The sequence below is a fragment of the Lysinibacillus sp. G01H genome (assembly GCF_028872195.1).
In the GTDB taxonomy this organism is placed as follows: domain Bacteria; phylum Bacillota; class Bacilli; order Bacillales_A; family Planococcaceae; genus Lysinibacillus; species Lysinibacillus capsici.
The window spans coordinates 322,595-337,082 of the sequence record NZ_CP118397.1 but is presented as its reverse complement, the minus strand read 5'-3'; the positions used below and the strand labels follow the sequence as shown (position 1 = coordinate 337,082).

Annotated in this window: 15 protein-coding genes; 9 read left to right on the top strand and 6 right to left on the bottom strand. The window is 35.3% G+C overall.

Annotation, left to right across the window (positions count from 1 at the left end; genetic code table 11):
* Positions 1–209: 209 nt before the first annotated feature.
* Entirely contained in the window at positions 210–893 is a 684-nt protein-coding gene (locus PSR12_RS01655) for a hypothetical protein (protein WP_004229831.1), read from the top strand.
* 257 nt (positions 894–1,150) lie between these two features.
* On the opposite strand, the gene PSR12_RS01650 is transcribed toward PSR12_RS01655, so the two are convergent.
* On the bottom strand, positions 1,151–1,789 hold the full coding sequence (locus tag PSR12_RS01650; protein WP_221679023.1) for a LysE family translocator: 639 nt from the start codon (positions 1,787–1,789) through the stop codon (positions 1,151–1,153).
* Between the two features lie 224 nt (positions 1,790–2,013).
* Between PSR12_RS01650 and PSR12_RS01645 the strand changes: the two genes are divergently transcribed.
* The gene (locus tag PSR12_RS01645) at positions 2,014–2,436 is read left to right on the top strand and encodes an SRPBCC family protein (RefSeq protein ID WP_221679021.1); all 423 of its coding nucleotides are present in this window, start codon (positions 2,014–2,016) and stop codon (positions 2,434–2,436) included.
* On the top strand, positions 2,436–2,756 hold the full coding sequence (locus PSR12_RS01640; protein WP_221679019.1) for an ArsR/SmtB family transcription factor: 321 nt from the start codon (positions 2,436–2,438) through the stop codon (positions 2,754–2,756). The genes PSR12_RS01645 and PSR12_RS01640 overlap by 1 nt, the downstream gene beginning before the upstream one ends.
* A gap of 39 nt (positions 2,757–2,795) precedes the next feature.
* On the opposite strand, the gene PSR12_RS01635 is transcribed toward PSR12_RS01640, so the two are convergent.
* From PSR12_RS01635 to PSR12_RS01625, 3 genes are all read right to left on the bottom strand, one after another.
* Positions 2,796–3,575, bottom strand: a complete 780-nt coding sequence (locus PSR12_RS01635) for a YqhG family protein (RefSeq protein WP_221679017.1) — start codon at positions 3,573–3,575, stop codon at positions 2,796–2,798.
* 13 nt (positions 3,576–3,588) lie between these two features.
* A complete protein-coding gene (locus tag PSR12_RS01630) occupies positions 3,589–5,103 on the bottom strand; it encodes a DEAD/DEAH box helicase (protein WP_255600290.1) in 1,515 nt (504 codons plus the stop codon).
* Positions 5,104–5,552: 449 nt separating this feature from the next.
* A complete protein-coding gene (locus tag PSR12_RS01625; protein ID WP_221679013.1) occupies positions 5,553–6,602 on the bottom strand; it encodes an NAD(P)/FAD-dependent oxidoreductase in 1,050 nt (349 codons plus the stop codon).
* Between the two features lie 349 nt (positions 6,603–6,951).
* Here PSR12_RS01625 and PSR12_RS01620 point away from each other — a divergent pair, with 349 nt between their 5' ends.
* From PSR12_RS01620 to PSR12_RS01605, 4 genes are all read left to right on the top strand, one after another.
* Complete coding sequence (locus tag PSR12_RS01620) at positions 6,952–7,539, top strand: dienelactone hydrolase family protein (RefSeq protein WP_221679010.1); 588 nt, start codon at positions 6,952–6,954, stop codon at positions 7,537–7,539.
* A gap of 2 nt (positions 7,540–7,541) precedes the next feature.
* Positions 7,542–8,498 (top strand): LytTR family transcriptional regulator DNA-binding domain-containing protein, encoded by a 957-nt coding sequence (locus PSR12_RS01615; protein ID WP_221679008.1) that lies wholly within the window; start codon positions 7,542–7,544, stop codon positions 8,496–8,498.
* 146 nt (positions 8,499–8,644) lie between these two features.
* A complete protein-coding gene (locus PSR12_RS01610; protein ID WP_274771318.1) occupies positions 8,645–9,493 on the top strand; it encodes an ABC transporter ATP-binding protein in 849 nt (282 codons plus the stop codon).
* Positions 9,490–10,197, top strand: coding sequence for an ABC transporter permease (locus PSR12_RS01605; RefSeq protein WP_221679004.1), 708 nt, complete (start codon positions 9,490–9,492; stop codon positions 10,195–10,197). The genes PSR12_RS01610 and PSR12_RS01605 overlap by 4 nt, the downstream gene beginning before the upstream one ends.
* On the opposite strand, the gene ldmS is transcribed toward PSR12_RS01605, so the two are convergent.
* Entirely contained in the window at positions 10,194–11,366 is a 1,173-nt protein-coding gene (gene ldmS, locus PSR12_RS01600; RefSeq protein WP_221679003.1) for an L-aspartate--L-methionine ligase LdmS, read from the bottom strand. The two genes, PSR12_RS01605 and ldmS, sit on opposite strands and share 4 nt — an antisense overlap.
* Before the next feature lie 118 nt (positions 11,367–11,484).
* A complete protein-coding gene (locus PSR12_RS01595) occupies positions 11,485–12,069 on the bottom strand; it encodes a GNAT family N-acetyltransferase (protein WP_274771316.1) in 585 nt (194 codons plus the stop codon).
* Positions 12,070–12,168: 99 nt separating this feature from the next.
* Here PSR12_RS01595 and pdxR point away from each other — a divergent pair, with 99 nt between their 5' ends.
* Both pdxR and PSR12_RS01585 read left to right on the top strand, forming a co-directional pair.
* Positions 12,169–13,530: a MocR-like pyridoxine biosynthesis transcription factor PdxR gene (pdxR, locus tag PSR12_RS01590; protein WP_274771315.1), complete on the top strand. Its 1,362-nt coding sequence runs from the start codon at positions 12,169–12,171 to the stop codon at positions 13,528–13,530.
* Positions 13,531–13,635: 105 nt separating this feature from the next.
* Positions 13,636–14,442, top strand: coding sequence for an EcsC family protein (locus PSR12_RS01585; protein WP_009373716.1), 807 nt, complete (start codon positions 13,636–13,638; stop codon positions 14,440–14,442).
* The last annotated feature ends 46 nt before the right edge of the window (positions 14,443–14,488 follow it).

Genomic DNA, 14,488 nt, shown 5'->3' with positions numbered 1-14,488 from the left:
AAAAGCAACTACAAGTACTACCCTTCAGCAATAAATTCTCCATTCTTTCTTTTTAATCCTTTGCAATGTGTTGAACTATAAAATTTAGATATTTTCACCCCTGCCATTATACGCATCTTTTCGACTTTTGGAGAGTTTTTTGAGAGTTATATGACCTACAATCAATTATAAATATTGTCATAATTTATCAAAGATTGGAGATGTAACAGATGTTGAAGCAATTGCTTGAAAATCGAATAGTTAATAGGCATTATTTAGGTCTTACATTTCAGCAACATGTTTATGAATTAAAGAACTGTGAGGAAGTTTTAGGAGTGAAAGCAAAATCGCTACATATTGAGAATCGTCATATTGCTGTTGGCTATATTGCTGATGACAGTATTTTCTTTAAAAGTGCTCATTTCGGAAATACCATGGTCACTTTAACAGATGGAATTCATCAAGCAATTATTCAGCTATTTGTACAACATTCTGGTGAAATCTGCATTGAGGTAAAGCCTTATATTAAACATGCCAACATCGTGCCTGTTTATTTTCGCACAATTCTAGCTGATACAGCCATCGCCATTGACCTAAAAGGCGCATTAAAAAAATTTCTAGTAACTCATCATTATATGATTGAAGCAGATACGATCATGGAAGTTCATTATCAATCCATGCATCCCTATGTGCTCAAGAATTCTTACGCTGGGCATTTTGTTTTAGGGTGTACCCCCGATGGTAGACAGGTAACAGGAGCCGAGGAGTATACATTGGCTAACCGTATAGCTAATTTAAAGTTTTCTCACATTATTATTCAGCAACAAGGCAGACCAAAATTAATTGCTTTAAATATATTATTAACCTTTGTTATTACGAATAAAATTTTTGTTACTAACGAACTTTCTATGTAACTAATCGGATAGAGGATTTTACGATGTTATTTTCATTTATTTCATTGATTGTCATCATACTAGTTGCTTTATTTGTTATAAAATCTTTTTCTATCTATAAAAAGCGTGCAGAAAAGAAAAAATTTTTACAAGAAAGACTTAAAAATCTTCTACTGACAAATATAAGCCAACCTAAATAGAAATTTTTCAAAGAGAGAAACGACCCTATCTTAATAACTACCAACAAAAAATACACCACCTTTATAGTGGTGTATTTTTTAGTGCGCTTTTTCTAATGCTAATTTAATGCCAAACGCAATTAATATTGCACCTGTTAATCCTTCAATTACTGCCTTAGTTGATGGTTTTTTCATAAATGCACTAATTCGATCTAAAAGGTACACGTAGAAGATAAACCATAGCATTGTTAATGCTGTATAAATGAGACCCATTATTAAAAAGGGAAAAAATGTTCCACTATTTCCATCTACAAATTGAGGGAGAAATGTTAGGAAAAATACTGCGACCTTTGGATTTGTCACATTTGTGAGAAACCCTTGTTTAAAGCAGGATTGTTGAGAATATTTGTGTTCTATACTTGCTTCATCTTGTACAACTGGAGATTGTGTTCGAATTGCTCGCAGTGTCCACAAGGTCTTGATTCCTAAATAACATAAATAAACCGCACCAACATATTTTAAAACAGCAAATATATAGGCAGATTTCACAATGATCGCCGAAAGGCCAATAACAGCCGCACAAGTATGAATTAATAAACCGCAACAAGAACCAATGATTGTTTGTAAACCGCCCTTTCTACTTACAGTCAGTGTGTTTTTTGTTGCAATCGCTGTATCAGGGCCAGGTAAAATAATAAGTAAAATGCACATAACTAAGAATACAGATATATTGACCATATTACGCCACCCTTTCTGTCAGAAAATTATAAAAGTAATTGTAACATACGCCAAGACCAACAGAAAGATACGAAATTTTTCCGTTGACATATAACCATAAGGTGTTATATATTCATAACACCTTATGGTTATATTTTATACAGATTCCTCTGCTAGTGGACTTAATAACGTTGAATACCATTACACAGAGGTATCATTCATCAATCAAAAAGGAGTATTGGAACATGACTGAAAAATTACAGGATATTGTCAAAACAATTACATTGAATGCCCCTATCGAAAAAGTTTGGGAGACTGTCGCAACAGCTGACAAAATAGCTTCTTGGTTTATGCCAAATGATTTTCAACCTATCGAAGGGTACGAATTCACTATTCAATCACCGTTCGGCCCATCACCCTGTAAAGTAGAACGTGTAGATGCACCGCACTTTCTACGGTTTGCTTGGGATCAAGATGGCTGGTTCGTAACTTTTGAGTTAAAAGAAGTAGGCAAGCTTACTGAACTTACTTTAACACATGGTGGCTGGAAGGAAGCTTCACATATTATTCCTAAAGTAAACACTGCTACTGAAGCCGTACGTACTAATATGGATAACGGATGGACAATGATTATTAATCATAAATTAAAAGAGGCTGCTGAATTCTAATGACTGAAGCAGCCATAAAGTATGATGTTTTTCAAGCAATCGCTGATCCCACAAGAAGAAGTGTTTTACAGCTCCTTGCAGCAAGCGACAGACCTATTTCCAAAATTACTGAGCATTTTACGATTAGTCGAACGGCTGTTGTAAAGCATTTAAAAATATTGGAACAGGCGGAGCTAATCTCTGCTCAAAAAAAAGGTCGTGAAAAAATCTATACGCTGCATAGTGAGCGTTTAAAGGAGATTGAAGATTGGCTCCAATACTTTCATTTATTTTGGGATAATAAATTGGCTCAGCTTCAAAGCATGGTTGAAGATCATTAAAGTAAAAAAGAGCTGTCCCTTTGTCAGACAGCTCCTCATTTAAAAGAGATAAAATAATCCCCCATTAATGACTTCTATTTTAATTTTTGCTTCATATTGCTCCTCTAATGCTTTTCTTTCAATTTCATAACACTCTGGTTTTTCCTCTATATCCTCATAAAAATAATCTAATACACGTTGATCACGTTGCCATCGTTTTTGTGCTTCCGTTGCCCAGAAATGATCATCCTGCTCAATAATTGACTCAATTGTAGCTTTCAATCTTTCCAGTGCTCTGGCAGGCTTAATAATATATTGCACATGAAATACATTTTCTTCAGGTTCTATGTTAAAGTCCGAAGTACAAATCGTTTCATGAAAATCCTCCTTGATGACGCCGGTCAATAAATTAATGCCAAATGAGTAAAGCATTTCTTTTGTACGATCACAGCAATACGAAACTTTAAAGTTAACACCTAACCAGGGCGTTAAAATAACCTGCCCCATATCACGATCCACTTTTTCATACAATTGAACATAGGCTCCTAGTTCCCTTGTAGCTAAAAATATCTGATTTAAACGTGGTGAGCCGTAATGAATAGCTTCCCCAAATAGGTTACCAGCCATTGCGGTTTGATTTGTAATGAAGGTTACTTGCGCTGGGTTTGGTTCACTATTTGTTGCTTCAACATATTGCCAATAAAATGGCCTATTCATAATTCTTTTATCTATGTCTATCGTTAATTGAACGGTTAGATAATGATTCTCTTCTCCTAAGATTTCACAGTCATTCTCCATAAAAAATTCCTTTAAATAGTGGTGAACTTGCTGCGGATACATAGCTGCACCTACCTTATACAGATTCTTTAAAGTTTGTTAAAATAGCATCTAAATCGCCAACCACCTTCTCGAACACATCAATCTTTGTATGAAGCAATTCCAAGATTTTCTCTTCAATTGTATGTTCAATGGCAAGGTTATAAATATGGACATCATGCTCCTGTCCCAAACGATGGACACGACCAATACGTTGCTCTAGCTTCATTGGATTCCAAGGTAAATCATAGTTAATCACATGATGACAAAATTGAAGGTTTATCCCCTCTCCTCCTGCCTCGGTAGCGATGAGCACCTGGGCTCTTTCTTTAAATAGGTGCTTCATATAATCTCGTTTACTTTTATTAAATTTACCATTAAACAGCACGCTTGATATGCCATTAGAATGTAAGTACCATTGCAAATATATTTGCGTAGCACGATATTCTGTAAAAATAATAACCTTGTCATTCGCTTGCTTAACAATTTCCAATGTCTTTTCCGCCTTTGAATTCACTTCCAAGGTCATTAATTTAGTAATAATCGCTTCAATTTCTTGTGGTTGCACATGATCCTCTAGCATATTCGTTAATGTTAAGGCTGTAGCTTCCTTACTACTACACATTTCTTTTTGCAACGTAATTAATGAAAATGACCCTGTGTTTTGAAGGTTGCCAAGCATTTCGTAAACTTCTCTTTCTTCGTTCGTAAATGTAATCGGTACAATTTGAACACGACGATTTGTCCAATCAATCCCCGTATCTTCCCTACGATTTCTGACCATTACCTGATTAACCAACTCTTTTAAATAATCATCATGTTCTAAATCATGCTTGCTAGCAGAGAAAGCCGATTGGAAGGCGTCATAGTTACCTAGATGTCCAGGCTTTAATAAGGAGATTAAATAATACAATTCAAAGATATCATTTTGAATAGGTGTGGCAGTTAATAATAAGCAGAACTTTTTCTTTAAGCCTTGTACAAACTCGTAAATTTGTGTTTTATTATTTTTTAATTTATGTGCCTCATCAATAATTATCATGTCATAATCCTGCTCATAAATGCGCTCTCTATGTGGACTCTTTTTTGCCGTATCCATACTCATAATGAGGACATCATAGCGCTCTATCGGGCAATTTTTTTTATATGCAACGGCAGGAATATGAAATTTTATGTTTAGCTCTTCAATCCACTGATTAATTAAAGAAGCTGGTGCCAAAATTAATGCTCTTTTCACAAGCCCTCTAATAAGGTATTCCTTTAAGATTAAGCCCGCTTCAATCGTTTTACCTAGCCCCACCTCATCAGCTAAAATAGCTTTCCCATTCATACGTTCAATAACTGTTTCGGCTGCTTCTAACTGGTGTTTCAAAGGTTGTAAATTAGGTAAATACTTTGTAGCCTGCAATCCTGTAAAATCAGGAATTAGTTTCATTTTCACAATATCATAGTTCATCTTGTACAATGTCCAGCTATCCCATTTTTCAAGATGATTTAATCGATCGATAAAGCCCTCTTCCCACTCGGACGACCTTTCTATTTTCATGATCATCACCCCATGTCATTTTTTCTAGTTTAGGGTGTCCAAAAAAGGAAAAGCTATGTTCTTTCTAGATGAAAAACACCTAATGAAAGTTATTTTTCATTAGGTATTTGATAATTCATATATTTACGGAAGCGTCTTGGAGATTTTTCAGCAAATTCTTTAATGGATAAATGAGAATTTCTCAGGTATATTTTAGATTTTTGATTAATCACATCCGTGAGATAAGCATTTGACGAACACTCATTTTTTTCTCAAATAGATAGGTTCTTTATAAAAATGTTTCGCGATATCCATGACAATCATATTCTCTGTATAATTTTCTTATATATATTCCATAATCAGCGATATGTTTACTTTTTTATATTGACAGTCCATCAGAAGTATTTCTTCTAAAATATATACATCAAGACAAAAAGAAAGGAACACCAACAATATATTAGTGCTCCTAAAAATGATTATTTTAAACTTTCCTGTAATAGTTTACGATTACGTTGTTTGAAAATGTCATTATGTGAGGAAACAATACCTCCCTCAGAAGCATCAGGTTGAATATACTTCTTCGCACTATTCACTGCATGAAGTGCATCATGAAAGGCTGCTGCAATTAAATGAATTTTACCATCATGGCTCAAAATATCACCAGCAGCATAAAGGCCTGGGATCGATGATTCACTATTAATCGTACCAGCGATAAAATAATCATTTTTGCGCTCAATGGCTAATGGACTATTATCTAACAATTCTTTATCACGCACATACCCATGACTAATAACAACTTCATCAATAGGAATTTCTGTTACAGTCCCTGTTTCATGATTTGTTAAAGCAATAGCTTTAATCATTCCTGCTTGATCATCTGCAATCAGCTTAGTAATTTCAGAATTGAAATGGCATTCGATCAAACTATTTGCAAGCTCTGTAATTTGAGCCTCATGTGCAGACAATGTATCTTTTCGATAAGTTAAATAGACCTTGGATGCCACCTCCGTTAATTCTAATGCCCAGTCTACCGCTGTGTTGCCACCACCAGAAATAATAACTGCCTTATCTTTAAATTTTTCATAGGATTTAATTGTGTAATTTAAATTAGATACTTCAAAGCGTTCAGCCCCTTCAATTTCAATTTTTTGAGGATTTAGAATGCCACCACCAATAGCAACGATAACCGTTTTGGAATAATGAATATTCCCTGACTCTGCTGCAATGACAAAAATGCCATCTTCATTTTTAGTAATGGACAGCACTTTTTCATTTGTATAAATAGAAGGATTAAAGGTTAAGGCTTGCTCAACTAATTGTTTAATTAGTTGTCCCCCTGAAATAGGCGTTACACCTCCAACATCCCAAATCATTTTCTCTGGATAAACATGAATTTTACCGCCTAGCTGTGGTTGTGATTCAATTAGCTTGGTTTTCATTTCACGTAAACCACAATAAAAGCTTGAATATAAACCCGCTGGCCCACCACCAATAATGGTTACATCATACAATTCTTGTTCTAACAATTCCTAACACACCTTTCATTTGGTCATTACTATCTCAACAATTGGACTAACTCTAAACTGCATGACAGCTCAATCGTAAATGTCTAAATGTAAATATTGCTTTGGAAAATCCTCCTTAACTCCATTATACGATAATGATAATCATTATCAAATAAAATTATAACAAATCGTGATATTAATAACAGATGTGGTCACCATTTATTAATATTTTCATTTATGTAATGAGTAAAATAACTAAATTTATGTATTTGTACATAAAAATATTCATTGCACTGTTCATTCTAAAAGCAGATTATACGTTTTACTTACTTTTTGATACACTATTGGAAAAAAGATATTAGAGGGCACAATGAAAAGAAAAATTTTTATATTACATGAAATCTATGGAGTTAATCATTTTATTGAAGAACAAATACAAGTATACGGCAATGAGGACACTGCCGTTTCCCTTATTTCACTTTATCCAGCAGGGCTTTCCTTTCCATATGAGCAGGAAAAACAAGCCTATGACTTTTTCTTACAGACAGTTGGCTTTGATGCTCCTCTTGAGTTGCTTTCACAAAAAATATTGGAGGCTTGTGAAAATTACAACGAGGTAATACTAATTGGATATAGTGTAGGTGCAACTTTAGCCTGGAGATTAACTACACTCCCCCTATACCGTGTCATTTGTGTGTATGGCTCACGGATCCGCCAATACCTTGATCACATTCCATCTTGTCCAACTTTGGTTGTTTTACCTAGCCATGAAGATAGCTTTGATGTTCAATCATTGAAGGATACACTTGCAAGCATACCGAATGTTCAGATCAAACAATATCAAGGCTTACATGGCTTTATGGATGCCTCTAACGCAAATTATTGTCAAATGAGTCACTCACAAGCACACACTGATATCAAATACTTTTTACAAACTAGCAAAATTCAGGAGGAATGAACATGGAACAAAATATTGATATTCAGGTTGATCCATATATTGAAGCAGGCAATGTTATTTATCCAAGCTTCCATCTTTCTCTACAATCTGGCATGATTATAGGCATCTATACAGATGTTTCCAAAATACATACATTAATGCAATGGTTTATGAAACGAGATGATACTTATACTTCTTTTCGTGAAAGCGCATTATATGAGCGACTAACAGCTCGCGAATATATCCAATTCATTTTAAAGCTTTTTAACCGCCCAGCTAATGAAACAGAGAATATATTGAAGCTTTTTAAGCTTACTGAACAAAATAATAATAGAATTAGTAAGCTTTCTAATAGCGAAAAACAGCGATTAAAGCTATTGAATATGTACCTACATCCGACATCTATTCAAATTATAGAGGAACCCTTTCAAAATATAGATGAATTTTCGAAGCAAACTATCCAACAATTATTAAAAAATCTCTCAAAAGAGCGTAAAATTATTATTTTATTATCAAATAATCTCGAAGATTTAATGGTTGCAAGTACCACTATATATCGATTAGATGGGGCAGCCTTACATGCTTTAGATGTAAAAGAGGGTAGCCTTGAACAAGCTCCAAGGCCTCTTGAAAATGCACCAATTCGACTAGATAAAATCCCAACAAAGAAAAATGATAAAATTATTTTATTTAATCCACCAGAAATAGATTATATCGAAAGCGTAGAAGGAGAAGTGTCCATTTATGTAGCTGGTGAAGCCTATCCATGTACTCTATCACTAAACGAGCTGGAGCAAAAATTGACACCATTCGGCTTTTTTAGAAGCCACCGTTCTTATATTGTTAATCTACAAAAGGTTCGAGAGATTATTACTTGGACACGCAATAGCTATAGCTTAGCACTCAACAGTACAGAAAAGACAGTTGTTCCATTGTCGAAAAATAAACTTGCAACCTTAAAGGAAATACTCGGAATTTAGTAGATTTCCCAGGAAATAAACGACTCCTGTCACCTTCAATATTGTTCTTCTCATGCTTTTTTTTCTGCCATTCACCCAATTTCTACTGTACCCCTTTTACTTGTTGTTTATAGTGTAGACATCAACAACAAACAGGAGGTTTACACATGAATGCAGTGATTGAAGTACAAAACTTAAAAAAAACATTTAATAATGAAACAGCATTACAAGATGTTTCTTTTACCATTAAAAAAGGGGAAATATTCGGCTTTCTAGGGCCAAGTGGTTCTGGTAAAACAACTACTATTAAAATATTAACAGCACAAACTGATAAATCGGAAGGCAAGGTTCTGTTATTTGGACAACCAGCATCTATAATGAAGCAAAGTCAAAACCGTAAACGTTTTGGAATTTTAACAGATAATAGCGGCTTGTATACAAGACTATCTATTGAAGAGAATTTATTACTTTATAGTAATTTATATCAACTATCTCATTCTGTTGTAAAAGAAGCTTTAGAATTTGTAAATTTATATGCAGAACGTAAAAAGAAGATCAGTCAGCTTTCCAAAGGAATGATTCAACGTGTTACACTTGCACGTGCCATTATGCACAAGCCTGAACTGTTATTTTTAGATGAGCCTACTTCTGCTTTGGACCCTGTGAATACGCAGCATATTTATAATGGCTTACGAAGATTAAATGACTTGGGTACGACGATATTTTTAACTACTCATGATATGAGCGAAGCAGAGATACTTTGTGACCGTGTAGCATTCCTTCATAGGGGGAAAATCCGAGCAATAGGTGCACCAAAGGACTTAAAAAAGGAATTTGGTACTGATTCCATAACGGTTGAACTCAAAAATGGTATGCAAGAAATTATACAAAATGGTGCACAAGATGCAGAGAAATTGTATCAATGGATGCATTCCAATGAAGTGACAAGAATTAATACAAATGAGCCAACATTGGGTGATATTTTTATGCAAATAACAGGGAGTGATTTAGTATGAACATTTCAATGACACGCATTCAAGCTATATTAGTGAAAGATTATAAAGAATTTTCTCGTAACTATGCCGTATCAACAATGATACTTCTACCACTAATTTTGGCATTTTTATACAACAAATCAGGAGCAGCTACTATCGATGCTTATTTCCTACCCATTAATATAACGTTTTCTATGGTAACAACTTATATACAATGCTGTTTAATCGCAGAGGAAAAAGAAAAGAATACATTACGCAGCCTTATGCTTTCCCCTGCTTCACTTGGAGATATTCTAATTGGCAAAAGTTTATTTGTTCTCATCGTGACCGTTGTTGTACTCGCACTTTCTATCTTTCTTGTTGGGTACACACCTGCCAATCTTGTTATCTTATCTATAGCCTTATTATTATCTACTGTATTTTATATTGCACTTGGAACAATATGTGGACTATTTGCCAAGTCTATTATGGAAGGCTCAATTATCGTTTTACCTGTTATCTTTATTTTCTCCTTCGGTCCACTTGCACTGACTTTAGCATCTACCTACCCTTTTCTAAAAATTGCAGAGTGGCTACCAAGCTCTCAATTATTACTTTTAGCAGAAGCATTAGAAGGAAAGTACTCCATGACAGATATGATCATTCCTATGGTGACGATTATAGCTTGGTCTCTTATTTCTTGGTTTTTAGCAGCAATTTTCTATAAAAAAAGAATGGTCGATTAAAGACCATTCTTTTCTTCAGATAATAATTCTTTCTCTCGATTTTCAATTTCTTCTAGCGTATCTGCATACCATACACCAACAAATCTTGAAGGGACGGACTCCTTGAAATAATCACCATCATAGAAAGATAAAGGAAATAACATCCCCTGCTCTATATATTTCTTAATTGTTTGATAGAAGTGATCATTCTGTTGTGGGCTTTGTGATGAATAGGAGCTAAATTTATTGATGGGCTTTCCTAAAGCATCATGAAACATCAGCATAGAGGTTGAACCATTTTGGCGGAAATTTAAGTCTATCGCTTGAACATCACCAGCTTCCGTGACAATCAAATCAAAGCCTGCCACACCGACAAAGCCTTCCTCAACGCCACGTTCCATAATATGCTTTCCTACTTCAATTACTTTTTCGGGTACTTTATCTACAATGATATTCCCTTCGTAAATCCCTTTATCATCCGTAATTTGCTGGGAAGCTCCTAAGTATTGAATACCTAGCTCCTCTGAGTAAACAAATTGACAGCTATAGTTGTCCTTTGTCTGTAAAAGCTCTTCAATAATTATACTTTCAGTTCCAGTCATGCGAAATTGTCGTAAACCCTCCGTCAACTCATCTTTATTATGACAAATGGTAACGCCATATCCTCCCGAAGTTGGCGAATCATCACCAGGCTTTAATACTACAGGGGGCTGCCAATTTTTAATGGCATCTGAAAGTCTATACGTCTCCACATTTAGACGACTTGGTACATATTTGCTATCAATTAAATGATCAATATAAGCTTTTGTATTCAACTCATTAAATTTCTCCGCATCCATCCAATAACATTGACGATCCATATGCTCCAGGTCATGTATATATTGACATACAATGGTTTTCCCCTCCTTACACCAAGTTTGGATCTGTGCCAGATATTCCTCTTGAGTCTCATAACTATAAGGCTGTTCGACCCATGGTAATCCTGCTAATTGATGAAGCTCTTTCGCCTTTTCTGTTTGTGTTGCTCGATGTACTAGCACGGGAATATCTGCAATAGCAACTTCTCTTGAGGTTAAAGCATCTAGCTTATGAGGATCATCCATCATCCACGGATTATCACTATACGGTGTTCTTGGTGTATAAACAGCATTATCACCATAAATTTGTCTTAACGTGTATTTTGGTTTCAAGTAGATTACCCTCTTTCAATTTTTCGGTACTCTACTCTACCCTCCCCTTTATTTTTTGACACTTTTTATAAGAAAAAAAGGTTTTATGGATTATATAAATCCCTTTTTATACCTATGACTATCCTAATTGCACTAATAGCCTTTCTAAATGCATTTTCACCTGTGGCCATTTTTCTATTGTGATGCTATATATAACGGTATGCCTAGTTGTCCCATCCTTGCGAATCATATGGTTACGCAATATTCCTTCTTTTGTAGCACCAATTCGCTCAATGGCTTTTTGAGAACGGATATTATCATGATCCGTTTTTATTTGTACACGTTGTAAATGAAGATGCTCAAAAGAGTATCGTAATAGCAAATACTTACAATTAGTATTAATAGCTGTACGCCAGTATGCGGGTGTTAGCCATGTATAGCCAATTTCTAATCGCTGATGTTTGTCATCAATATCCATAAAACGTGTAGACCCGATAATGTCCCCTGATTGTTTATCCACAATCACAAATGGAAATTCTGTTTTTTCGTTTTTTGCCTTTAATGCATTTTCCACAAAGCTATTCACATCCTCCCTTTTTTCTATCGTTGTGGACATATGTGACCAAATCTCTGGATAACTACCTGCCTCTAAAAGACCTTGAGTATCGCTTAACTCTAAAGGCTTTAGTTTGACTACTTCATTTTCTAATGTGATAAATTCCACTACACTTCACTCCTTTTTTACTTATTTAACGGTAAAATTGATATGATAGATATAACCAATTACTAAAAAATCAACCGTACCAGAGGAGGAGGCAATTATGTGGAGCTCTCCATTATATTTACAGGCAATCAAGCGAAATACATTCAAATCTATGAAGAAATAAAGCATGCTATTATCACTAAAAAATTACTTGCTCATGAACAACTGCCTTCTAAGCGAGCTCTCGCCCTAACATTGAATGTGAGTGTACACACCATAAAGGAAGCCTATGAGCAGTTACTTGCAGAAGGCTATATTTATAGTAAAGAGCGTTCTGGTTACTTTATTGCGCCATTTGAATTGGATTGGCTACAGCAAGTACCCCGAAGTGTATCTGTTCCAAGTATCAATATCCCTAACAATATACAATTTGATTTTACAAATGGACATGTGGACAACGAGGCTTTTCCCTATGCTACTTGGCACAAGCTAACAAAAAAGCATTTTAATAGTAACAACTTATCAACAAGCCCTTGGGAGGGAGAGACATCTTTACGCACAGAGATCGCCCGCTATGTAGAGCGTTCTCGTGGGGTTACTTGTGATGCTTCACAGGTATTTATTTATAGTGGTACACAAAGCCAGCTTCAGGCTCTTTGTCATTTTCTTGGGTCTGCGACACGCGTTGGGTTAGAGGAGCCAGGATTTAAAAGAGTGCGTGCCGTTTTACAGCAATGTGGATTGTCCACAGAGGCGATTCCTGTGGACTATTCAGGGGTTACACTCCCTTCAACACCAATTCACATGTTATACACAACACCTGCTCATCAATTTCCATTAGGCATGATTATGACCATAGAAAGAAGAGTGGCATTGTTACAATGGGCTAACTCGAACGCAGGTCTTATTATTGAAGATGATTATGATTCTGAATTTCGTTATAAGGGGCTACCAATCCCGTCTTTAGCAAAAATGGATCAGCTTCAGCGTGTCATTTATTTCGGAACATTTTCGAAAACATTGCTTCCATCATTACGCATTAGTTATATGATCCTTCCAAGGTCTCTAGTTGTGCCGTTTATGACTTTTCATTCTGAGCAAAAATCTGTTGTCTCCAAAGTAGACCAGCTTGTCTTAGCAGACTTTCTTGCACAAGGTCTATTCGATAAGCATTTGGCAAAAATGCGAACAATCTATCGTAAAAAGCAGCAAGCATTATTGACTGCCATCTCTAAACATTTTTCAAATGAATTTCAAGTAATCGGTGAAAAATCCGGACTTCATATAGTCATCAAACTACCACAACATCTCACCGAGAGTAGAGCGATCCAGCTTGCTCAAGAGGTAGGGGTTCAAGTCTATCCATGCTCTACCTCCTATCAGAATGGAACAAATGAAACCATGATCATTATAGGGTATGGTGGACTGACACTTCAGCAAATAAATGAAGGAATTGCACTCCTTGCCTCCGTTTGGCAATAGCATGTGATTCATTAGTTTGTCGAAATCACATTTAAATAAAGCGAAACTTTATATAGTTTTTTTCGTATTTAAAGTTAAATGGACACATAAGGGGATAAGACAATAATGGAGAATCGAGAGTTATTAGAGCAGCATTTACAAGAAATTCAAGTGTGGGAAAAAGATCAAAAGGATTTATGGTTTTGGGAGAAATTAGGTAGAATACCATTTAAATTATTAGATAAAATGACACCTGCCTTTCTTCAAAATAAAATTGCTTTATTGGTAGATGAACTAGGCAATTATATTCAGTCAGGTGGGAAGTATTTAATCAATGAACAAGCCATGATACAAAAAATTCGTGACCATTCTTCCACACAGCATATTATAACTATATCTGATATTGGTCAGATTCCTTTAGAGGACATGATCTCCCTCAGTGACAAATTACAAAACGAACGTGTGAAATTTGCTACTGTACAAGGGGCCTCTACTGGCTTTGGTGGCATCTTTACTTTAGCTATTGATATTCCAATGATTTTAGGGACTGCACTAAAAACTTTGCAAGAAATAGCAATTATACATGGCTATGATCCGAACGATAAAATGGAACGTATTTTTATTGTAAAATGTCTACAATTTACCTCTGCTGATATTGTTGGTAAAGAAGCAATCTTACAGGAGCTTTCTACTATGAATAGCTCAAAAAAGGCTTCAGATAACATGATTTCTCAGCTTCAAGGATGGCAGGAAGTATTTTACACATACCGTGATCAGCTTGGCTGGAAAAAGCTGTTTCAAATGATCCCTATTGCAGGGATGGTTTTTGGAGCCTATGCTAATAAAGGCATGATTCAGGATGTAGCCGAAACTGGTATTATGCTTTATCGTAAAAGACGTATTTATGAAAAACTTACTGAACTAGATTGTTGATCGACAAAAGATGACACCCATATTTGGAGTGTCATCTTTTTTGTGC

Coding starts and splice junctions, on each gene's coding strand:
- PSR12_RS01650 (WP_221679023.1), bottom strand. CDS start 1,789: ATGGTCAATATATCTGTATTCTTAGTTATGTGCATTTTACTTATTATT.
- PSR12_RS01610 (WP_274771318.1), top strand. CDS start 8,645: ATGAATGCAGTGATTGAAGTACAAAACTTAAAAAAAACATTTAATAAT.
- PSR12_RS01645 (WP_221679021.1), top strand. CDS start 2,014: ATGACTGAAAAATTACAGGATATTGTCAAAACAATTACATTGAATGCC.
- PSR12_RS01620 (WP_221679010.1), top strand. CDS start 6,952: ATGAAAAGAAAAATTTTTATATTACATGAAATCTATGGAGTTAATCAT.
- PSR12_RS01585 (WP_009373716.1), top strand. CDS start 13,636: ATGGAGAATCGAGAGTTATTAGAGCAGCATTTACAAGAAATTCAAGTG.
- PSR12_RS01655 (WP_004229831.1), top strand. CDS start 210: ATGTTGAAGCAATTGCTTGAAAATCGAATAGTTAATAGGCATTATTTA.
- PSR12_RS01635 (WP_221679017.1), bottom strand. CDS start 3,575: ATGTATCCGCAGCAAGTTCACCACTATTTAAAGGAATTTTTTATGGAG.
- PSR12_RS01605 (WP_221679004.1), top strand. CDS start 9,490: ATGAACATTTCAATGACACGCATTCAAGCTATATTAGTGAAAGATTAT.
- PSR12_RS01640 (WP_221679019.1), top strand. CDS start 2,436: ATGACTGAAGCAGCCATAAAGTATGATGTTTTTCAAGCAATCGCTGAT.
- PSR12_RS01630 (WP_255600290.1), bottom strand. CDS start 5,103: ATGATCATGAAAATAGAAAGGTCGTCCGAGTGGGAAGAGGGCTTTATC.
- PSR12_RS01615 (WP_221679008.1), top strand. CDS start 7,542: ATGGAACAAAATATTGATATTCAGGTTGATCCATATATTGAAGCAGGC.